This window comes from Lysinibacillus boronitolerans JCM 21713 = 10a = NBRC 103108, from assembly GCF_000772935.1.
GTDB lineage: Bacteria > Bacillota > Bacilli > Bacillales_A > Planococcaceae > Lysinibacillus > Lysinibacillus boronitolerans.
In genome coordinates, this window is the sequence record NZ_JPVR01000067.1 from 66,917 (window position 1) to 88,550 (window position 21,634).

Annotated in this window: 21 protein-coding genes; 11 read left to right on the top strand and 10 right to left on the bottom strand. The window is 37.2% G+C overall.

The genetic code is table 11. The features are described 5' to 3' along the window. The first annotated feature begins 28 nt into the window (after positions 1–28). On the top strand, positions 29–490 hold the full coding sequence (locus CD31_RS06915; protein WP_036076430.1) for a DinB family protein: 462 nt from the start codon (positions 29–31) through the stop codon (positions 488–490). 464 nt (positions 491–954) lie between these two features. Here CD31_RS06915 and CD31_RS23500 read toward each other — a convergent pair whose 3' ends face one another. Continuing rightward, a complete protein-coding gene (locus CD31_RS23500; RefSeq protein ID WP_016993949.1) occupies positions 955–1,116 on the bottom strand; it encodes a hypothetical protein in 162 nt (53 codons plus the stop codon). 362 nt (positions 1,117–1,478) lie between these two features. On the opposite strand from CD31_RS23500, the gene CD31_RS06920 reads away from it, so the two are divergent. The 3 genes from CD31_RS06920 to CD31_RS06930 all read left to right on the top strand — a co-directional run bounded on the left by CD31_RS06920 (position 1,479) and on the right by CD31_RS06930 (position 5,956). Next, positions 1,479–2,903 carry a VanZ family protein gene (locus CD31_RS06920; protein ID WP_036076431.1) on the top strand — a complete coding sequence of 475 codons (1,425 nt, stop codon included), beginning with the start codon at positions 1,479–1,481 and terminating at the stop codon, positions 2,901–2,903. Between the two features lie 225 nt (positions 2,904–3,128). After that, entirely contained in the window at positions 3,129–3,653 is a 525-nt protein-coding gene (locus CD31_RS06925; protein WP_036076432.1) for a hypothetical protein, read from the top strand. Positions 3,654–5,041: 1,388 nt separating this feature from the next. Beyond that, positions 5,042–5,956 (top strand): class I SAM-dependent methyltransferase, encoded by a 915-nt coding sequence (locus tag CD31_RS06930; protein ID WP_036076433.1) that lies wholly within the window; start codon positions 5,042–5,044, stop codon positions 5,954–5,956. A gap of 164 nt (positions 5,957–6,120) precedes the next feature. On the opposite strand, the gene CD31_RS06935 is transcribed toward CD31_RS06930, so the two are convergent. Next, positions 6,121–6,501: a VOC family protein gene (locus CD31_RS06935; RefSeq protein ID WP_036076434.1), complete on the bottom strand. Its 381-nt coding sequence runs from the start codon at positions 6,499–6,501 to the stop codon at positions 6,121–6,123. Between the two features lie 145 nt (positions 6,502–6,646). On the opposite strand from CD31_RS06935, the gene CD31_RS06940 reads away from it, so the two are divergent. Continuing rightward, a complete protein-coding gene (locus CD31_RS06940) occupies positions 6,647–7,840 on the top strand; it encodes a Ger(x)C family spore germination protein (protein ID WP_052125337.1) in 1,194 nt (397 codons plus the stop codon). Between the two features lie 47 nt (positions 7,841–7,887). Here the strand turns inward: CD31_RS06940 and CD31_RS06945 are convergent, their stop codons facing one another. Beyond that, the gene (locus CD31_RS06945; protein WP_036076435.1) at positions 7,888–8,643 is read right to left on the bottom strand and encodes a class I SAM-dependent methyltransferase; all 756 of its coding nucleotides are present in this window, start codon (positions 8,641–8,643) and stop codon (positions 7,888–7,890) included. A 267-nt stretch (positions 8,644–8,910) separates the two neighbouring features. Between CD31_RS06945 and CD31_RS06950 the strand changes: the two genes are divergently transcribed. From CD31_RS06950 to CD31_RS06960, 3 genes are all read left to right on the top strand, one after another. Further along, positions 8,911–9,777 carry an AraC family transcriptional regulator gene (locus CD31_RS06950; protein WP_036076436.1) on the top strand — a complete coding sequence of 289 codons (867 nt, stop codon included), beginning with the start codon at positions 8,911–8,913 and terminating at the stop codon, positions 9,775–9,777. 16 nt (positions 9,778–9,793) lie between these two features. Beyond that, positions 9,794–10,369, top strand: a complete 576-nt coding sequence (locus CD31_RS06955; protein ID WP_036076437.1) for a GNAT family N-acetyltransferase — start codon at positions 9,794–9,796, stop codon at positions 10,367–10,369. A gap of 142 nt (positions 10,370–10,511) precedes the next feature. After that, complete coding sequence (locus CD31_RS06960; RefSeq protein ID WP_036076438.1) at positions 10,512–10,946, top strand: hypothetical protein; 435 nt, start codon at positions 10,512–10,514, stop codon at positions 10,944–10,946. A gap of 70 nt (positions 10,947–11,016) precedes the next feature. On the opposite strand, the gene CD31_RS06965 is transcribed toward CD31_RS06960, so the two are convergent. After that, positions 11,017–11,862: an alpha/beta hydrolase gene (locus CD31_RS06965; protein ID WP_036076439.1), complete on the bottom strand. Its 846-nt coding sequence runs from the start codon at positions 11,860–11,862 to the stop codon at positions 11,017–11,019. 625 nt (positions 11,863–12,487) lie between these two features. Between CD31_RS06965 and CD31_RS06970 the strand changes: the two genes are divergently transcribed. Continuing rightward, positions 12,488–12,973 carry a tetratricopeptide repeat protein gene (locus CD31_RS06970; protein WP_036076440.1) on the top strand — a complete coding sequence of 162 codons (486 nt, stop codon included), beginning with the start codon at positions 12,488–12,490 and terminating at the stop codon, positions 12,971–12,973. A gap of 37 nt (positions 12,974–13,010) precedes the next feature. Here the strand turns inward: CD31_RS06970 and CD31_RS06975 are convergent, their stop codons facing one another. The 5 genes from CD31_RS06975 to CD31_RS06995 form a co-directional block, all read right to left on the bottom strand. Continuing rightward, positions 13,011–13,226 carry a DUF3955 domain-containing protein gene (locus tag CD31_RS06975; protein WP_036076441.1) on the bottom strand — a complete coding sequence of 72 codons (216 nt, stop codon included), beginning with the start codon at positions 13,224–13,226 and terminating at the stop codon, positions 13,011–13,013. Between the two features lie 291 nt (positions 13,227–13,517). Continuing rightward, a complete protein-coding gene (locus tag CD31_RS06980) occupies positions 13,518–14,561 on the bottom strand; it encodes a phosphotransferase family protein (protein WP_036076442.1) in 1,044 nt (347 codons plus the stop codon). 13 nt (positions 14,562–14,574) lie between these two features. Continuing rightward, a complete protein-coding gene (locus CD31_RS06985) occupies positions 14,575–15,351 on the bottom strand; it encodes an SDR family oxidoreductase (protein ID WP_036076443.1) in 777 nt (258 codons plus the stop codon). Next, positions 15,348–16,583 (bottom strand): acyl-CoA dehydrogenase family protein, encoded by a 1,236-nt coding sequence (locus CD31_RS06990; RefSeq protein ID WP_036076444.1) that lies wholly within the window; start codon positions 16,581–16,583, stop codon positions 15,348–15,350. Before CD31_RS06990 ends, CD31_RS06985 begins: the two co-directional genes overlap by 4 nt. Before the next feature lie 161 nt (positions 16,584–16,744). After that, positions 16,745–17,623, bottom strand: a complete 879-nt coding sequence (locus CD31_RS06995; RefSeq protein ID WP_036076445.1) for a LysR family transcriptional regulator — start codon at positions 17,621–17,623, stop codon at positions 16,745–16,747. Between the two features lie 140 nt (positions 17,624–17,763). Between CD31_RS06995 and hutG the strand changes: the two genes are divergently transcribed. Then, complete coding sequence (hutG, locus tag CD31_RS07000; RefSeq protein ID WP_036076446.1) at positions 17,764–18,729, top strand: formimidoylglutamase; 966 nt, start codon at positions 17,764–17,766, stop codon at positions 18,727–18,729. Beyond that, positions 18,726–19,910 carry a sodium/glutamate symporter gene (gene gltS, locus CD31_RS07005; protein ID WP_036076447.1) on the top strand — a complete coding sequence of 395 codons (1,185 nt, stop codon included), beginning with the start codon at positions 18,726–18,728 and terminating at the stop codon, positions 19,908–19,910. The genes hutG and gltS overlap by 4 nt, the downstream gene beginning before the upstream one ends. Before the next feature lie 48 nt (positions 19,911–19,958). On the opposite strand, the gene CD31_RS07010 is transcribed toward gltS, so the two are convergent. Next, positions 19,959–21,221 carry a polysaccharide deacetylase family protein gene (locus CD31_RS07010; RefSeq protein ID WP_036076448.1) on the bottom strand — a complete coding sequence of 421 codons (1,263 nt, stop codon included), beginning with the start codon at positions 21,219–21,221 and terminating at the stop codon, positions 19,959–19,961. Between the last annotated feature and the right edge of the window lie 413 nt (positions 21,222–21,634).

Genomic DNA, 21,634 nt, shown 5'->3' on the forward strand with positions numbered 1-21,634 from the left:
TTGAAAAATACTTTGGAAGGGAACGTGAATGATGGAAGCTAAAACCATTTTGTTAGATCAACTTTTAGCTAATGCAAATGACCGAAGTTGGTATATCTCATTTTCTGAAGTCGTAGAAGGGCTATCTGAATCAGAAGCCTTTTGGAAACCCGATTCTTCTAGTCATAGTATGGCTGAAATTGTCCAGCATCTAATCTATTGGAATGAAATTTGGCAAATACGATATAGGGAAAATCAAGTAAAAGCCCCTTTTCAAGCGAATAATGCAAATACGTTTCTTGTTAAAGATGAAGTAACTTTCTTTGAATTAAAAGAAAAGTTATTACATATCCTGCTTAAGTGGCAAGAATTAATTGAGGAAGAACAACTTTTATCTATCGTGAATGGGTTTCCTGTGAAAGCGGAGTGGTGGGCCATCATATCAAATGCCGCGACCCATAATGCCTATCATATTGGACAGCTTGCCTATTTACGTAAAATGGAAAAATAGACATTTATATGTTACACTCTTGAAATAGGACTACTTTTAATAGTCCTATTTTTGTTTGCTGCCGCTTATTTAACTCAAATAACACCAAAGGGAGATGCATGTGAGCCTAGAAGAAATTACACAGATCTATTCATTTTACTTCTTCACGACACCAATTTTAGTAAGATTAATTGTATTTAATTTTATTTTTAAAGCCCATAAACATACTATGGTTATTTTATTGGATACTATTGTTTTAGTATCCACCACTATTTGGCTAATATTGATTAGAGATGTCATTTTCCCTCTGCCTTCGTTAACTTTAAATGTATTTAGTGTACTTTACATCCTATTGATTATTGACATTTCTCTCAATTATTATCGCTTAAAAAGGAAGAGCTCCTTGAAGTGAAAAGCCAATTTATACATAGAAACAAGCTCTAAATAAAAGAAAAAAGCATCTTTTTCAAGATGCTTTGATCTTACTATTGGGGCAATTCTTCTGGTGTTTTCTCAAATTCAAGTATATGTCCATCAACTTTTGCTCTTTCTAGTTCCTCAATAAATTCTTCCTTACGTTCATCAAGTCTGGAGTCAAGTGTGTTTTTATAACCCGGAAATAGATTGTAATCTACTGGTTTCCCCATAAGTTCACCTCTTATTCTCAGCTTTTTTATTTATTATAGGGTATATTGATATTTTCTGACAATTGTTTACGTCAATTTTGATTACAAGGACTGACAAGACAATATAACGGAAGTCTTATAAATAACGCCTACCTATACTTTATTGCCCATAAAATTATGCTGATAATTCGAAACAGCAAGGTTTGTCTTTGCCTCTAAACGTGCAATTTTCACAAACTTTGTAGATAATCTCCTAACTGTTCCTCCCCTTTTTTACGTAAAATCTTAAGAATTCTTCATAATTTTTCTCAATAATTATTAATAATTACCATTTACAATAAGAACAGTCGACAATAGATTAACATAGTTAGGAGCATCTTGTTTTGGGCGTTACAGATATTATGAATAACATTCGGATTTTAATGGTGCCAGTCATCCTTATTATTGGCGCGGAGTTCTTACTTATTGGACTTTATTATTTCCTCTATCATAAAAACCAACAGTCAAATCGAAAAAAAATAAACTTTAAGCAATTGATACTGGGAGCACTCTTTATCGGCTATATTGTATTTGTATGTGAACTAACGATTTTTGGACGTGGTTCTTCTCATTTCATGCAAATGAATCTTCAACCATTCAGTGGCTATATAGATGCATGGAAGAAATACTCGTTACGTGATCTTCAAAATTGTATTTTTAACATTTTAATGTTTGTGCCACTAGGCGTTTTCTTACCTCTACTTTTCACTAAATTTAAATCGTTTAAATGGCTTCTTCCTGTAGTGGTAATTGCAACTTTATCCATTGAAACGTATCAAACACTCACAGGAGCAGGGATTTTCGAGCTTGATGATTTAATCAACAACTCGCTTGGTGGGATTATGGGATACCAGCTATATAGACTAGGATCTTCTATTGTTCAGCATAAAAAAGTAAAAATAAAAAGTTTAGTCGGAAATCTGAAGATACCTCTCATAATGGGGGTAATTTTTGTTGGCATGATGATTGTCTACGCTCAGCAGGAATTTGGTCATTTAGCAATTAACGCCTATACGAAATCGAATATGTCGGAAGTTGATGTAACCACCTCATTAGATTTACATGCAACGTCTACCGTTGCCCCAGTGTATAAAAAAATAAAGCATACAGATGAAGTTGAGACCCTGTTGCAAAAGAAATTTGATTTATCAGAGTTAAGTCGGCAGGAAATTAGTGGTGATCGTGAGGTTTTATTAAAAGACAAAGCGGAAAACTCGTATACGTTATATATTAATTCAGAGGGAAATTGGTTGCTAACAGACGATCTTTATACGCCAGTGCAACCTTCTTTAGCTGTCCAAGAAACACTTGTGAAGAAGGCAAAGAGCATGATGGATGAGCTTTCTCTCCTTCCTAAAGATGGGGAGTTTACAGCTTTGGATAATGGCGTATTTGAATGGACGCTTCCTGACCAAGCTGAATTGAACCAAGATTATTGGCTTGGTGAAGTAGACCTCGGTTTGAAGCCAGATGGTAGTATGTATTCATTATCGTATAATATTCATGAGCATCAGTTGGTCCATGAAGTAAATATTTTGTCACCTGCAGAGGTGTATGAGCGAATTAAGCATGGCGAATTTCCACAGATAAAATATAATGCACTCGTAACAGAAGAAGAACTATTGATAAAAAAAGGCGATCAACTTACTGTCGATTTAATAGAGCTCTCGTATATGTATGATACAAAAGATTTCTATCAGCCTATATACAGAGTTTCTGGTACATTAAATGGAAAAAGTTGGTTCACTCTGATTCAGGCGAGAAAGTAGCCTTTTCTAATACTGTTAACTAAGGAAAGCCCAGACTTGATACTGGGCTTTCTTTTAATGTGAGTTGAAACAGTTATTTTCTCTTTCAACATCTCAAACATTGGAATACTGCTAACAAAATGGACACCATCAACAAACTTAATCTGTTGCCTAGGTGTCCGTTCAATTAAAGATAACAGAGTTGAATATACTATTTATATTGAGAGTATAGAGGAGGGTTAGAGAATGTTCGGTAAACATACATGTCAGGACTGTTGTCCAAATGAAATGAAATATTTCCCAAAAATTGTTGCCCTTCCTGGTCCTGTTGTTCCTGTCCCTTCACCAGATCGAAGTGTTTTAGCGTACGGATCCCTCAGAGGAGATACATTGGGCCTTTTATCGCCTGAGGCAACACCCGTCACTTTCCAAGTGGTTGGTCCGCTATCAAATGTTGCGGTTAGCCCATCTGGGAATGAATTGGTCGTTCAAAATGACGGTGTCTATCAAATCACCATGTCGATCAATGCACAAGCAACTGCGTTACCTGATCCTGATCAACCATTTTTCACAGTTAGCATTACCGTCAATGGGCAACCTATTTTTTTAAACGGCATTGCAGTCTTTAATGTTGTCAATAGAAGTAGCTCAGCCTATGTGGTTCAAGCTACATTAGCCGCTGGCGACTTGGTGGGAGCCAGTGCAGCTTCAGATTCCTTCGTCGCCAGTTATGCTAACCGCTCCTTAACGATTGTTCAATTGAGTGGCTAGATTAAAGGTATATATAAAGAACAGTAGCTCTCATCTCTAAATTTTAGAGATGGGATTTTTTTGTTTTCAAGAGGAGAGTATTCGGCTCCCTTTAATACTTCATTACATATTTCATACTCATTTATCTCGTGACTTCCAAGTCGCATATAAACAAAAAACCAGCTGCTCTCTTTTGGGGAGCACCTGGTTTTATTGTGAAAGTGAATCTTACTAACTAACTTAGTTTTGATTCGTTATAATACTACGACAACTTGAGGCGCTGAACAAGTTAAAATATTTTCCAATAGAATTTTAGGGAGAATTAATGTTTTTTCGAGAAAATAAATCCTTCTATCAAATTTTATAGTATTTCTTATTTTCATTAAAATAAGAAATCACGATCTCTTAATTGTCTAAAGGCGGCTGATGACATAGTCTCTTTTATCCATGATTGTTCCTGTATAGGTTGGATGCCCATTTGCTATTTTCACATAACTAACTGAATGATTTCTGCTAAAGCATGAAATCCACGTCATCATTCTCGCATTAGTCTGTTACAAACATACAGGTCTCTATGGTTTTATTTCTCCCTTTAATAACTTTTTCGTGCTATTAACCAAACATGCAGAAGAATCTTAGTCTGCTAAATTAACATGAAACAAAAAGACCAGTCACTCTTTTAAAGAGAACTGGTCATTTTGCGTTTAGGTTGAAGACTATGAAAAATCTTCTTTCATAGATTAACATATTATACTGAACAATATCTGAACAACAAAAAAGACTAGATTCTCACATGATGATGTAAGCTCTAGTCTTTTAAGTGAAAGTGAATCTTACTAAATCTTGTCTAGCTTTAGATTCAAATTACAATACGAATGAACAGGCTAAAGGTTTCATAAATTCTTTATTTTTTCGTTAAAATATAGGACCACCAACACAAAAAGACCAGGAACACGAAAAAATGTGAGTCCTGGCCCTTTTGTGAAAAGTGAATGTTACTAGTTTGCTTTAGTTCTTTGTATTCTACTGCTGAGTTAGACGGCTGATGTTTTAAAAAGTTACGCATTCTTAAAAATTTTTTACGCTACAAATTAAATTGCAAAATCAAACACGTCCTCAGCGCCATCTACCATACTAATCTTCTTTATCTGTATCTATACGATGTAGTGTTATAGTGGAATTTTCTAATAGATCTGTAGCAAAAGAGCTTTGATCTTTCTATGCCACTAACAATTACTGCTAAGAGTAAAGATAAGGCAATTTTATTTTTTTCATATTACTCCTCTTTCTCAGCACCTAATACTTGACAAAAAAATATTTTTATGCTAAAATTTAAATTTAAATTAATATTATATATAATAGGATTCTCCTGGCCAGGGGAATCCTATTTTTTGTTAAGGAGTGTTGGTATGAATCAACAGGAATCTAGTATCACTTCATTAGTGGCTGCCTTTAGTAGAGCTTACCATAGCCAATTTGATACACCGAAAATTTTTGATGATTATGTAGCCAAAGAATTGATTTCACAAGAAGAATATCAAAATATCCAAGCTAATATGATACAGGGCATTGAATTTTTTAATAAAGATATCGCTACAAAATTTAAAGACAATTCAAAGGAATTAATAAAATGGATTACACAAGTTCAACTCTCACCAACTCCTTTGGCACGTGCTGCTTATTGTGAAAGGGTCTTGCATAGCGAAATACAGCTTGGTGTCGAGCAATATGTCATTTTAGGTGCTGGCTTGGATACTTTTCCGTATCGTCAGCAGCAAGGACAAACCATGCTAGAAATTTTTGAGGTGGATTATCCCACAACACAGGCTTCCAAAAAGAAAAGATTACAGAAAGCTTCTCTCCCCCTCTTGAATCATCTGCATTTTGTATCGATGGATTTTACAAAGCACTTTCAAGCTCCATTATTTGTAGAGCAAGGCTTCCAATCTAAAAAAACATTTTTTAGTCTGTTAGGTGTTTCCTATTACTTAACAAAATTAGAATTAGCAAGCTTACTCAATCATCTATTTACCCTAGTTCCATCAGGAAGTTCCATTGTTTTGGATTATGCTGATGAATCTCTCTTCACGGAAAAAGGACTCTCCAATAGAGTAGAAAACATGGTCAACATGGCCGCAGTTGGTAGTGAACCAATGAAATCATGCTATGCTTATGAGGACATGGAGAGGATGCTAGATCGATTAGGTTTGCTTATATACGAACATCTATCTCCAACAGCGATTCAAGAGCTGTATTTTCAAAACCGAACAGATTACTTATGTGCTTTTGAAACTATCCATTATATGCATATTGTCAAAAAATAGGTCCAACTTATTTATTTTCATAAAATTCTTAATTTTCTTTTTATTACCCAGGCAATTAACTATTTCAATATAGAGAATGAGTATACTATAGTAGTGTAAAGCTAATTAGCCTTACACCTCCTAGATTTGTTACTAGGGTCACTGTTAACGCAGTGACCCGCTTATTATGATTGACAAACACCTAAAGGATTCCCATCAGGGTCATAGAAGGTAAAAAATTTAGTACCCCCTTCTCCTTCTAAAGCCTCGACTTGAACATGATGATCCACTAGAAATAAATATGTCTCTTCAATATTTTGAGAGAGGAAGTTCACATATTTCCCCACACCAAAGTGATTGTCTGGAAAATGACATGGCTGATGCTCCTTAGCTTTTACTAAGCAAATGACTGTGGGGGATTGTTCAGTAATCTTCATAACTGCTGCGCCCTCTTCTCTATATAGAAGCTTAAATCCGAGTATTTCCTCATACCATTTAGCCGATAATTGGGGATCTTTTATTGGAATAAAAATGGCCTCTACACCTTTAAATAAGGATTGTTTCATTTTTCTTACCTCCATTTCACAGTTTGTGTTCTTCATTTTATTCTCCTACAAAAAGATTCATTGAGATTTCCATTATTGATTATTTTGCCTGTCTTTTGCTTATCCTTAATAGTATCGGAAATACTTCGCCCTTTTCCTAGAGGAGGTGTCCACCATCAAACACAAGGTATCATTCATCCTATTGCTATTAGTGCTTCTTTTACTGGGTGGATGCTGGAATAAGCGGGAGTTAAACGAATTAGCGATTGTTACGGCTGTTGGAGTTGATAAATCGGACGAGCTATTCGAAATTTCTGTTCAGATTGTTAACCCAAGTCAAGTAGCCTCAAAAAAGGCCTCTAGCAATCAAGTTCCTGTCTATACCTACCATGCAAAAGGAAAATCCTTATTTGAAGCCATTCGAAAATTGACATCGCTGACACCAAGAAAGCCCTATTATGCGCATGCCCAAATTATTATTATTGGTGAAGAAATGGCTAAGGAAGGCATGAATAGCGTTTTGGATTTATTTCAAAGAGACCCTGAGGGACGAAGTGATTTTAACATTATCGTTTCTCATGATTCGACTGCCCAAGAAATATTAAGTGTTTTAACCCCTTTAGAAGATGTTCCTGCAAGTAAAATGTTTAAATCACTAAGGGTTTCTGAAGCAGTATGGGGCGCGACAGAATCTGTTATTCTTGATGATTTAATCCAATCATTAGGTAGTATAGATCATAGTGCCGTCTTACCCTCTATTCATATACATGGTGATGCAGGTGCTGGAGATTTTAGCTCGAATATAGAAAAAATTGATAGCCCTGCACAATTAAAATATGGTGGACTGGCTATTTTTAAAAATTATAAACTTATCGGCTATTTATCCGAACAAGAAAGCAGAGATTATAGTTTTTTAAATAATCATATAAAAAGCACATTTGAAATTATTGCCTGTCCTGAGCAAGGGAAAATCTCAACAGAAATTATTAATTCCTCAACTAAAGTGACGGGGCATTTTCAAAATGATCTACCTTCAATTTCCATCAAACTTGATATTGAACAAAACGTTGCAGAGATAAGTTGCCCGTTGGATTTAACAAAATCAAAAACCATCGATGCTTTAAATAAAGTCACGAGCAAACAAATCAAGGAACGATTAGAAAGAACACTTCAAACGATTCAGCAAACCTATCAAGTTGATCTATTAAAATTTAGTGAAGTACTACATCGTGAAGACTACCAAGCATGGAATCGAATTAAAAAGAACTGGCTAACCCTCTATCCAGAGCTTGCAGTTCAAATTGAAGTCGATGTGCATACAAAAGGAGTCGGAACTGCAACTAAATTAAAACTAGACTAATTCATAAAAATGACCAGTTCTCTTTTAAGGAGTACTGGTCATTTTAATTAACGTACCGCTTCAAATGTTAGGAGTGACGTTTCTTCAGTTGGTTGTTGAAGGAACTTATAATTCGCTGAACAAGTTATATCAGAGAAGCCAACACTTTGTAATAGAAGCTTAAATTCCTCAATCCCATACCAGCGCAATAAAAACTTTTGCAGTTCGGTATCCCTTAATGTACCTTGCTGCCACTTCTCATATTTTAAAACCATCAACGTATATTGCTCCACCCAGTTCATGGCAATCGATTTTCTTTCAAGTGTAATTCCTTCATCTTGTGAAATTTGATGGTAGGATGTTGTAATTTCACCTGTTTTCCAGTCTGTAGGAAGTAATAAATCTACTAGGAGTCGTCCACCAGGAACAAGGTGCTGATACATAGCAGTTAAGGATGCTAGCGCTTCTTGATGATTTTCAATTAAACAAAACGAGCCTGTAGGCATAACAATGGCTTCGTATTGCTGACCTAAGGTGAATTGGCTAATATTTCCCTCATACAGCACTGGCGTCAATCCCCGTTCTTGGCATCTTTTTCGACAGGATGCTAGCATTTCTGGGGAATAATCAATTCCCTCTATATCAAAGCCTTTTTCCAAGAAAGGAATAAAGAAGCGTCCAGAACCAACCCCAGCTTCTAGTATCTTTCCCTTTACACCTTGCAGTCGTTCTAGGTAATATTCAATATCCCCACCAAGGGAATATCCAACTGGTTTCGTAAAATCATAAAGTGCTGTGCTTAATGGTCCATAATTTTTGTACATATTGTCTCCTCCGATTTTTTGCGGAAGAAATCATTTAATCTATTTATTCTCCCGCACCTTTCTTATATTCAATGGGAAAACAGAGCTGACTATCATTATCTATCACTCACTTTCTTGTAAATTTAGTTAAATTATACATTTATTTATTGTTTCAATCAATGTTTCTATTGATTTCCTATACATTACAATTTAATGTACAAATTAGCACAAATTATCAAAAGTCCCTTCCTATTAAACAGTACCATTGAGTTAAGAAAGGATGATGGTATGGATTATTTTGAAAGAATTCAAAACGCCATAGAGTTTATTGAGGAAAACCTACAGGAAAAATTGACGATTACAGATATTTCTTCCCAGTCATACTTTTCAGCATTTCATTTCCAACGACTTTTCCAAGCCATTACAGGTTTTTCAGTGCAGCAGTATATTCGCAATAGGAGGCTCTCTGAAGCAGCTTCCTTATTAGCAACAACAACGCAGAATATACTTGAGATTGCAATCAACTTTCAATATGGTTCTCAGGAGGCATTTACACGGGCATTTGTTCAGTATTTTGGTGTCACACCTGCTAAATACCGTAAAGGGGCCAACTCCATACTACTTCAACCCAAAATAAATTTTTTGGATTATAAATTGGAAGGAGAACTCCCTATGCAGCGACCAGAAATACTGCAATTACCTAAAAAACGTATTGTAGGCTATGAATACAAAACGTCCATACGAGACGAACAGTACTATGCAGACATTCCAGGCTTTTATTTAGATTTTGGACAACAGCAGTATTATGAGCAAATCTCACATAAAGTAGCCCCCAATATGGCGTATGGCATTTCTACAAATTTTCAAGAGGATGGTCAATTTTCCTTTATTGTAGGAGAGGAAGTCGAAACGTTTGAGCAACAATTAGAGAAGGGCTTTATCCAACTTGAAATTCCTGAGGGTAAATATGCGGAATTTACGTTAAATAGCACTGCAGAAGGTATTCAAAATACAAGACGTTACATTTACGGAATATGGTTGCCAAATTCTAATTATCAGCGCGATACGGGTCCTGATTTTGAAATAACCGATGTCATGCAATCTATCTATCCATATGAGATGAAAATGAAAATCTACATTCCCATTAAAGAATAGTAAAGGAGCAAGGTCGATGATAATTGAGAAAGTATTTAAGCAGTTCCCTACTCTACATTCAGCTAATTTACAATTTAAAAAAATTGAAGACTCACATGTACGAGAGCTATTTGCTATTTATGATAATGACAAGGTATTTGAGTATTGTGGCATCATCCCAAAACATAACCTTCAAACTGTTCAAAAAATGATTGGCCATTTTGAACGTGATTATATGAAAAAAAGCAGAATTAAATGGGGAATCTTCGAAAAATCACAGAGTGAGAAACTTGTAGGAATTATTGAAGCAATGGACTTTAATCAAAAAGTAGATATGGTAACAATTGGTTACTACTTAGCTGAAGCATTCTGGGGAAAGGGCATTGCATCAGAGGCAGTTGCAGTCATCGTAAAATTTTTAATGGAGGAGGTAAATGTTAATCGAATTCAGGCAGAAGTCATGCCTTTAAATGAACCATCGAAAAAAGTTTTGCTAAAAAATGGATTTTCGAAAGAGGGTCTTTTGAGACAAGCTTCATTATGGTCTGGCAAGGGGGTTGTTGATTTAGAGATATACGGTCTATTGAAAGGCGATTACGACTTGAAAGGCTAAACTCTACTAATGAGTTTAGCCTTTTCTTATATTGTACAGATAAATGGACATTTTACCATCTCCCAAAGGGCTCTTTCACATAGACTAGAAATAGATGACTCATGCTAGCAAGACATTGTAATCATAAAGGAGCGTTTTAGAAATGGATGGAAACAGATATTTAACACGAATGGATGGGGAATTTAACAATTATCATAAGTTTTCTAAATGCTATTGTGAATCAAAGAATGTTTACTTTGGTCACTCTCCCAGCGTAGATCATCCTATTATTATTGAGGAAGATTCTTATAAAATCAAATATTATAATAGTCCCCAATTTGAAAAAAAATATCAGAAACAAAACCAAGTTAAAAATCATTGTCAAAGCTGTATTTGCAGTCACTTAGAAAGTTTTGAACCAGGGACTTTAGTAGATGTATACCTCTCAGATGGCATCCAATTTTTAGGAATTTACTTTATCTATCTTGTTCCGCAAAGCTGCTGTGGGTACTTCCTTCAAATCGATGATACGGTACAGCCAGTCATTATGGACTGTCAAAACATTGAGGCAATACGCAAAGCTTGTTTAGATAGTTAATACTTTGGCTCTCCTCTTTTCGATATAAATAGGCTGGTTAATTGCAATAAAAGCATAACCAGCCATTCGACTACCCCTCGTTTATCCATTGAATTAGTTGTTCTTTAAAAAATATAGGTTCTTCAAACATAGGATTATGACCACTTTTTTCAAAAATGACTTTCTTTACATGAGGTATAGGGTCCACTGCATCCCATAATGATATAGGGGCTACTAAATAATCATACCTGCCTAGACCTACAAAAATCGGCTTGTTTACTTGATGTATTTGTTGTAAAAGGTTCTGCTCTGCAAAAGCTACACCCCATAGATAATCAATAATTTCCATATTCGGATGAACGTTATCCCACATAGCGGTTGCATTGAACATATAATCATAAAAGCTATGTGCCCCCATACGAATACACATATGAACAAAGCGTCGCTCAGGCTCCTTCTTTAAATCCTGCTCCAACAAGGCTATATCGTGCGCAAATTGATGTTTACGCGCTGTACTTGCATGTGCCTCAAAATAAGACAAGCTTTGCTGCTGTCTTTCTTGACTATTCGTTGTTGCCGTATTTAATAGAACGATTTTTTGAACATGCTGGGGGTAAGCTTTGGCATATGCCATCGCCATAAATGCATGTCCGGAATGCCCTAAAACAATCAAATCATCTAGCTGAAGGATTTGTCTTGCATACTCCATATCCTTCACTATTTTGTCCAATGTATATTCTTCTTGCGTAAATGCTTGAGCTGGCTTACCAAAACCTCGATGATCTAAAAAAATTACCTGGAAATGTTGGTAAAAGTCTTCTGAGAACAGACGTGGATAATAAACACTACTCCCCACCACTAAAATTGGTTGGCCTTGCCCCTTTATACAATAGTTTAATTCAAATCCATCACACATAAGTTTTTGATATGTCATCATCTTCATCCTCTTTTCTATTTTTGTATCATCACTCCCTTTCCTCTTGGTTTTCCCGTGTTTTTTCTATTGAACGCTCTAGCATTCTATCACCTCAGTAGATGTTACGATTTACATTAACAATATCATTCCCACAGATTCCTAGCAATGAAGGATCGTGTATACTTAATAAAGGGAGCGTGTCTATAAAGGAAGATCTAATAAGGCGTTTGCGGTCATTTTGATAAGCATCCAACGTTAGTGGGTAAACCTGCAAGTAAATAATAGATGCACAGCAACAACTGCATGCAATTATGTAGCATTCATTGAAACGTTTGGAGGGCATATGCAGGTTTAGCAATTCATGCTTTTTCTAGTGGATCAACTGTAGGAAACGAAACCGTTGTCGATTTAACACTGGATTTTCGCCAACAATATAAAGAGAGCCTATCTCCAACTACTATTTTAGAAACCAGCTATTTATTTCAATGGATGGTAGGAGTAATTCCATTTACATCGAGCCATCAGGCCATGTTTTTAGGATCATAATTGTGGAGAAATTAAGCGAATAGCTGATTCATTTGAGTTGTTGATAGAAGATTGTTTTTATGAATGGTATGTTACTTAAGTAAAGAAGAGGTTAAATATAATGGACAAACAATTAGAACACATTCTTACATTAAGAAAAAACGGACAGCTTGAGGAAGCAAATCAATGCATGGTGGCACTGGTCAAGGAACATCCTCAAAATGCTTATTATCAATTTCAATGTGCTTGGACATTTGATTCGTTAGGGCAGGAAAAAGAGGCTGTTCCGCACTATGAAGAAGCGATAAAGTTGGGGCTAGAACCAGAAGTTTTAGTGGATGCCTACCTTGGTTTAGGGAGCACCTATCGGACTATTGGACAATACGAGCAAGCAAAACGGATCTTTGAACAAGCCATTCAAGAGTTCCCGAAGGCGGAGCATATCAAGGTCTTCTATGCCATGACACTTTATAATCTTGGCGAACATGCAAAATCAATGGAAACATTATTGAACACTATATTACGCACAACCAATCATCAAGGCATTCAAGATTATAAAAAAGCAATTCACTACTATAGTGATAAACTAGATCAAACATGGTTATAAAAAACAGGCTCCTATTCAGGGCCTGTTTTTAGCATTATTATACGGAACTATGTTTTTTGAATGAAGAAGATAACGCCATAATCAAGAATGTAAGTATGCCGCTAAAGAAAAATAAACAGCTCAATGTAATGAGAAAGAAGTTTTTCTCTACTACCGTACCATCTGCTAGTATCTCATCTCCTAAAATGCCTTTTATAAATAAACAAACGATCCCCATGATCATCGGAATTGTGGCAAGTAAATATTTTCTCATTATTTCTTCCTCCATATTATTAAATCCTTGTTGTTATTGATGATAGCGTTATTTTTATTATAAGTCAATTATTTTTTATCGAAAAACAATAAATTATTATTGATTAACAACTTTAGACAAAAAGAACAAACGTTCCCCCTCTTTTAATTTCTTGTACGTGATCTATTATGCTTTTTGAGTAAATGTTGTGCGAGTGAGCTTAATTAATTATATAGATTAATGTCGGATAATCTGTTATAATGGGCTATAAAAAAACAGCTACTTTGTTAAAAGTAACCGTTTTTCCATAAACTATATTGATTTAGAAGCTTGTTGTATGAGGGCAGCGACCATTTTATCCATCTGAGCGAAGCGATCATCCTGCGTTTGTCCTTTAACATAGCGATAATAGATTTGCTGACAAATAACGGCTAATTTGAAATAAGCAAATGTACTGTAATAATGAATGGCTGACACATCTCGCCCACTCTTCTCCGCATAACGATCAATAAATTGCTGTCGGGTATAAAAGCCTGGTAATACAGTTACTGGTGGTTCTCCTAGTGCATATAATAGCATTTTCGGGTCATCCGCTTGCATCCAATAGCTCATTGCTACACCAACATCAGCAAGTGGGTCCCCTACCGTTGTCATCTCCCAATCAAAAAGACCAATCATTTCGCTATAGTCCTCAGTGAACATCGCATTATTCAATTTATAATCATAATGAATAATGGTTGCCTCATTATTGGAGGGAAGATTGTTTTTTAACCACTTTGTTAAAATCGCTACTTCTTTATGTTCTGCGGTTTTTGCTTTTTCATAGCGCTCGATCCAGCCATGCACCTGCCTTTCAAGAAATCCGTCAGGCTTTACCATCTCCTTTAACGGTGTGTCCTGATAAGGGATCGCATGTAATGCAACTAAAGAATCAACCATTATCTCGGACAACTGACGTGCCAGTTCCTCTGTTGGCTCTGTGCCTTTTGGAAAATGTGTGTCAAGGACGATACCTTTTTTGCGCTCCATCAAAAAGAAATCACTACCAATAATGTCTCGATCCTCTACATAGACATATGGTTTTGGAACCGATGGTAAAAATGGATGCAGTGCCGATAAAATCGTAAATTCCCGCTTCATATCATGCGCTTTTTTGGCAACTGGTCCAAGCGGAGGACGACGCAGAACAGCTTCAAAATCAGCAATTTTTAAACAATACGTCAAATTGGAATGCCCTGCACTAAATTGTGTGATTTCAAGCCTATCCTGTGGAAGCTCAGGGAAATGGCTCTCTAAAAAGGCATGTAACTTATCCACATCTAAACGTTCACTTGACCTTACTTGCATCGTATCCATTTTCTTTCCCTCCTTAAATAATGGAGCTCATGCCCCCATCTACTATAATGACATCCCCTGTTACATAGTCCGAAGCTGGTGCTGCTAAAAATAATGCAACGCCCTTCAAATCATTTTCTGAGCCTAAGCGTTTTAGCGGTGTAACACCCATCAAATAGTCTTGCCCACGTTCAATTAAAACATTGGACATTTTCGTAGGGAAAAACCCTGGGGCAATGGCATTGACATTGACACCGTGTGGTCCCCATTTGACAGCTAAATCCTTCGTTAAAGTGATGACAGCCCCTTTACTCGCGTTATAGGCAATCGTATCCATAAAGGCTGGTAGCGTACCACCTAGTCCTGCGATAGAAGCAATATTAATGATTTTGCCACCTTTCTGCTCTAGCATAATTTTGCCAACTGCTTGGCTGAATAAAAATGTCCCATTGACATTGACATCAAATACTTTTTGCCAGGCTTCGTAAGGCATATCAATGGCTGGTGTTCCCCATGATGCACCACTGTTATTGACTAAAATATCAATTCTACCAAATGTTGTAATCGTTTGGGCTACCACATTGGCAATATCCTCTGGCTTTGTGACATCGCAGGCTAGCGCTAATGTTTGAACACCAAGCTTTTCGAGCCCTGCTGCAACCTCCTCACATGCCTCCACCTTTCGTGAGCACAAGACCACATTGGCTCCAGCCTCTGCAAATCCTTGTGCAATTTGTGCGCCGAGTCCACGTCCACCACCTGTCACAATCGCTGTTTTACCTTTTAAGCTAAATAACTCTAGGACCGTCATTTCACCAGCTCCTTTTGTTTGTTGGCATGCTTTTTCAATTCTAGTTTAGCAATGGTATTACGATGCACCTCATCCGGTCCATCCGCTAAACGTAATGTACGAGAATTCGCCCATTGTGCAGCAAGCGTTGTATCAGGACCTACCCCAGCAGCACCAAATGCTTGGATAGCTCGATCAATGACTCTAAGTGCCATATTTGGAGCAACTACCTTAATCATAGCAATTTCAGCTTTTGCCTCTTTGTTGCCCACCGTGTCCATCATATAAGCAGCCTTCAATGTTAAAAGTCTTGCTTGCTCAATATCCATCCTAGATTCTGCAATACGCTCTCGCATTACCCCTTGATCTGCTAATGGTCGATGAAATGCCTGCCGCGCTTGCACACGTACACACATTTCCTCTAATGCACGCTCTGCGGCACCTATAAGACGCATACAGTGATGAATTCTTCCTGGCCCTAGTCTGCCTTGTGCAATGGCAAAGCCTTTTCCTTCACCCCATAAAATATTGTCCACTGGTACGCGCACATTGGTAAATGTAACCTCACCATGTCCCTCTGGTGCATGATCATAGCCAAAAGCCGTGAGCATACGCTCCACCTTTACCCCTGGTGTATCCATCGGTACGAGAATCATAGACTGCTGCTCATGGATAGGGGCCGTTGTATCTTTATGCTTGCCCATAAAAATAGCCACTCTACAGCGAGGATCCCCAGCACCGGTTGTCCACCATTTATGGCCATTTAAAATGTATTCATCTCCATCTCGTTCAATGCTCGCCTCAATATTTGTAGCATCACTGGATGCAACGGCTGGCTCCGTCATCGCAAAACACGACCTTATTTCGCCTCGTAGTAATGGTTCAAGCCACTGCTTTTTTTGCTGTGCCGAGCCATAACGTACTAGTACTTCCATATTGCCTGTGTCAGGTGCATTACAGTTAAACACTTCGGGTGCCAGAAGTGAGCGTCCCATGATTTCACATAAAGGAGCGTATTCTAAGTTGGTTAAACCTGCCCCATATTCACTATCTGGTAAAAATAAATTCCACAAACCTGCCTGTTGTGCCTTCTGCTTCAGCTCCTCCATAATAGGTGGAATCGCTCCCCAACGATCCTCCATTGCCTCGACCTGTGCAGTATAAACGGCCTCATTTGGATAAATGTATTGCTCCATAAAATTCGTCAGCTTGTCCTGTAACTTCACAACTTTTTCACTATAGGAAAAATTCATCGGAAGATACCCCCTTTGCTTGAACTTCGTAAAATGAATGAATGTTCATTTTCATTCTTACAATAAATGTTACCGCTATTTTTCTAGTAAAGCAATGTTCTATTTTTGAATTTTCTAACAAAACGAAAAATTCATTACTATGGACTTACATCGTTTTATTTTCAAAAAAACTGTAAAATATCCTTCAATAATTGTCGGATGGCTAATGGTAAATGACGGTTTTTTAAGTACACTAGATAAACATGCCGATTTAAATTCACGCCCTCAATTTCTTTTTTTACAATCGTCTTTGCAGTCGGACCTTGCAAGTAATTTTCAGGTAATATGGTCACACCCAAATGTTCTCGTACGAGCGATACAGCCGTTTCAAAACGCTCAATTTCAAATTGAATATTGATGCTTTTACCAGCCTGTTCAAATGATGTTAAGATATCTCGTCTTGTTTGAAAGCCCTCGGTACTAATAATAAATGGTTCTTCACAAATATCTGAGATGGTTATAGTATCCTTTTGGGCTAACGGATGATGTAAAGGTAACACTGCAACCAACCGCTCTTCATATAAGGTTTGAACTTCCAACTCTGGATCATCCATTAGCTGATTGGTGATGATTACATGCGTTTTATAGCTTTTCAAGGATTTTTTCACCCGCTTACTGCCTAAAATATCGACTAAATGAAATTTCATTTGAGGATAGTCTTTTTTATAGTTGGCAATTACTTTCGGAAGCCAATGCTTGATCGATTCCATGACCCCAATGGTGATATCTCTTGTACCATGAACAATCACTTCATTCATTTCAATTTTCAACACTTCCATATTTTTCACAATAACTTTTGCTCGTTCAAAAAGTAATTCTCCAGCTTCTGTTAATTGCAGATTTCTAGTATTTCTTTCTAATAACGGGGAGCCAATCTCTTGTTCTAATTTTTTGATCGCATTACTTAAGGAAGGCTGAGAAATATGCAGTCTTTCAGCGGCTTTCGAGAAATTCATCTGTTCTGAAACAGCGATAAAGTAGTGTAGTTGTTTAATGTCCACCTATAGATACCTCCAGTATTTATAATTAAAAGCTATAGATTAATATTAATTATATATTAGTAATTATAATTATGTGAATATATAATGAATTACAACAATACTTTTTCTACAATAATATTCACAATGGGGTTGATACGTTTATGTACACAATGACAGATCAAAAACAATGGAAAGGCCGAATAGATTCAACAACAAATAAAAGCAGCTTTCGTTTACATCAACAAGTAAAAAGAGTCGCGATTAATGATGTAAGCGCTTCAGATAAGAAAAGTGCTGCACTCGTTGGTTTTATCTGCGATGAAGGGGTACGTCGAAATCAAGGCCGTGTAGGGGCAGCAAATGGTCCCAATGCGCTACGAGAAGGCTTAGCAAGTTTACCGTGGACATTTGAGAACGATCAGCAAATTATTGATGTTGGCAATATCGTTTGTCTAAACCATGCTTTAGAGGAGGCACAGCGTGAGCTTGGTGAAGTTGTAGCAGCAGTACTGCAAAAAAACTTATCATGTGTTGTGCTAGGTGGCGGGCATGAAACGCTGTATGGCCATTATTTAGGCGTTCGTTCTGCCCTACCAAAGGAAGCTAAAATCGGCATCATCAATATAGATGCTCACTTTGATTTACGACCATATGATGAACAATCTTCGTCAGGTACGATGTTCCGTCAAATTTTAGAGCAGGATCCACACGCTGACTATTTTGTTGTTGGTATTCAACGCTACGGCAATACAAGAGAACTTTTCGAAAAAGCTGATGCATTAAATGTGAAGTATGTTTATGAGGATCAAATGACGGTAGCCTACCAACAACAATTAACGGATGCATTACAACACTTTATGGATCAGCATGATTATATTCTTTTAACATTATGTATGGATGTATTGAATGCCGCATTTGCTCCAGGTGTAAGTGCTCCCTCACCGTTTGGGCTTGACCCATCGACTGTGCGCTCTATTTTGCAACAAGTCACTTCACACCCTCACACCCATTCATTTGATATTTGTGAGGTCAATCCGTTATTAGATGAAAACGGACGTACAGTGAAATTAGGTGCTTATTTTGTGTATGAGGCACTGAACAACTTACTTAGGGGGCAAGGTTCATGATCGAAATTAATCAAATTACAACGGTATTCCTAGCTGTAGCACTCTTTGCACTAGGAAGCTTTCTTATCAATAAAATCGGCTTTTTAAAGCGTTTCTGTATCCCAGCACCAGTTGTTGGTGGTTTATTGTTCGCTGCTCTTGCCACCATCTTAAAAACAACGGGTATTTTAGAAATATCACTTGATACTTCTTTGCAAAGCTTATTTATGATTACTTTCTTTACGACAATTGGCTTAGGTGCAAGCTTTAAACTTGTAAAGCTCGGTGGTAAATTACTGATTATTTACTGGCTAGCATGCGGCTTCCTAGCGTTAATGCAAAATGTCATTGGGGTATCACTGGCCTCACTTATGGGGATCCACCCTTTAATCGGTATGATGGCAGGAGCCGTTTCTATGGAGGGTGGTCATGGCGCTGCAGCGGCATTTGGCCAGACCTTAGAAGATTTAGGGATTTCTTCAGCTATGACAATTGGTGCGGCAGCCGCAACATGTGGTCTAATTGCTGGTGGCTTAATTGGTGGTCCAATTGTCAAATATTTAGTAGGTAAATATAATTTAACACCAGATGAACAAGAATCGGAAGAAGTCGAATATGAAAATAAACATGAGCAAATTACATCGGATTCGTTCTTTACACAAGTCTTATTAATTACTTTCTGTATGGCTGTTGGTACGTATGTCGGCACACTATTCTCAGAAGCAACAGGTTTTGTTCTGCCAGGCTATGTAGGAGCTATGTTTGTGGCTGTCTTAGTACGCAATATTATGGATAAATTCAAACCTGAAGCCATTAATATGAAAAGCATCTCATTAATTGGAGATGTCACATTAGGTGTATTCCTTTCCATGGCACTTATGAGTATCAAGTTATGGGAAATTGCTGATTTGGCACTACCATTATTTATCATTGTTTTTGCGCAAGTATTCTTTATTGTTGTCTTTAGTATTTTTGTGCTATTTAAATTACTTGGCAAAAACTATGATGCAGCTGTCATGGTAGCAGGTTTTGCAGGACATGGTCTAGGCGCAACACCAAATGCCATGGCCAATATGTCAGCCGTTGTGCAACGCTTCGGTCCTTCTAAAAAAGCCTTTCTTGTTGTACCGATTGTCGGCGCATTTTTAATCGATGTATTTGGTATTCCTATTATTATTACAACTATTAATTTATTTAAATAAAAAAGAGCTTTGCAGTCGTCTTGAGTAGACAATTGCAAAGCTTTCTTATTATTGTAATATCTCACTTACTGTAACAAATTCATAGCCTTGCTTTTGTAAATAAAGAATGACATTTTCTAAACCATTGGCTGTTGTTTGATGGATATCATGCATAAGAATAATACTACCATCTTTTACAGAGGCTTTGACATACGCTAATATTTTATCTGGATTATGATGTTTCCAATCTAGTGTATCGATCGACCACAAAATCGAGGGGATTGTCATGACAGAACGTACTTGGTCATTGGTCGCCCCATAGGGTGGACGGAAAACGGTTGGATATTGCCCAATGGCTGCATAAATAGCATTACTTGTGCCATTGACTTCTTGTTTAACGCCTGCTATTGACAGAGTCGTTAATTTTTTATGGGTCAAGGTATGATTGCCGATTTCATGTCCTGCTTCATAGACTTGTTTAACGATTGCAGCATTTCTTGATACATTTTTACCTACCATAAAGAATGTAGCCTTGGCATCGTATTTCTTTAACGTTGCCAAAATTTGTGGTGTCACCTTGGCATCAGGCCCATCATCAAATGTTAAAGCTACCCGTTTTTTTGCGCCTTTCGCTACTGGTACACCTTTATTATAAACTTTATTATCTATTAACTGAATATCGGCTAGCTCAGAAGCTTTGACATACCCTTTTTGGTCGCCTGCTTCTACATAAGCCCAACCAGCAAGTGTTATGTAATACTGGACAGTCGTTTTATTGGGAAGTGTACTAAGAACTTCTCCGTTTGGACTAGCTGTTAAACGTAATTCAGCACCAGCAACAGCATTAATTTTTTTCTTCGTTGGAGCTGGTTTTTTTAATGCGTTTGTCGCTACATACCCTATCTCCTCGCCATATTGAACGAAAGACCAACCACCAGGTGCTGTGCCATACACATAAATCATTCGTCCCTCATAGAGCTGTCCTACATGCTGGGCATGTTGACTTGGGGCTGTAAATAATGTTGTACCACCCTTTTGATTCACCAGGTATCCCTCAGACTTCAACTTGACTAAAGCATCAGATGTGACATAGCCCTCCTGCTCTGGCGTTTGAATATGTGTCCATCCTTTACTTGCTTGTGTTACTGAGACAAAGCTTCCTTTTGTTAGTTCACCGATCTCCGCGCTATTCGTAGAAGCTTCTTCATACATAACCGTATCCTTGACTACCTTTTGAATTACCACTGACCCTTCTGCACTTGCTGAAAGTTGCCCAGCCAATATGCACATCATAAACGCCAAAACGATTGCATAGGATAAATATTTTTTCATTGTTCTACACCACCCTTAGATGTCTTCCATGTCTGTTTGCTAAAAAATTGCTAAGATTTAACTTTCATTATAGAGTAAACAACTCTGCCATAAAATAGTAATAATCAACTAGATTCCCTATTACGATGTTGCTACATTTTTATTTTAGTAAATACTTATACATTCCTCCTTCCCTTTTTTCTACGAAACTATGCAGAGATTATGATAATAAAATGATGGTGGCTTATCTTGGAGATTTTTTGTTAGCTCCTATTTTAAGAATTGATCATCTTCATGCTGTTCCGAAGAATAGAGGGTACTACCGACTTAGGTGAGCGGCTTTCTCCTTATTTGGAGCGGTTCATCACCTTAATCTCGTATTTGACGGCTGTTACCCACCACCGTCCTTTAAATATCCCCCTTTCTATTAAGAC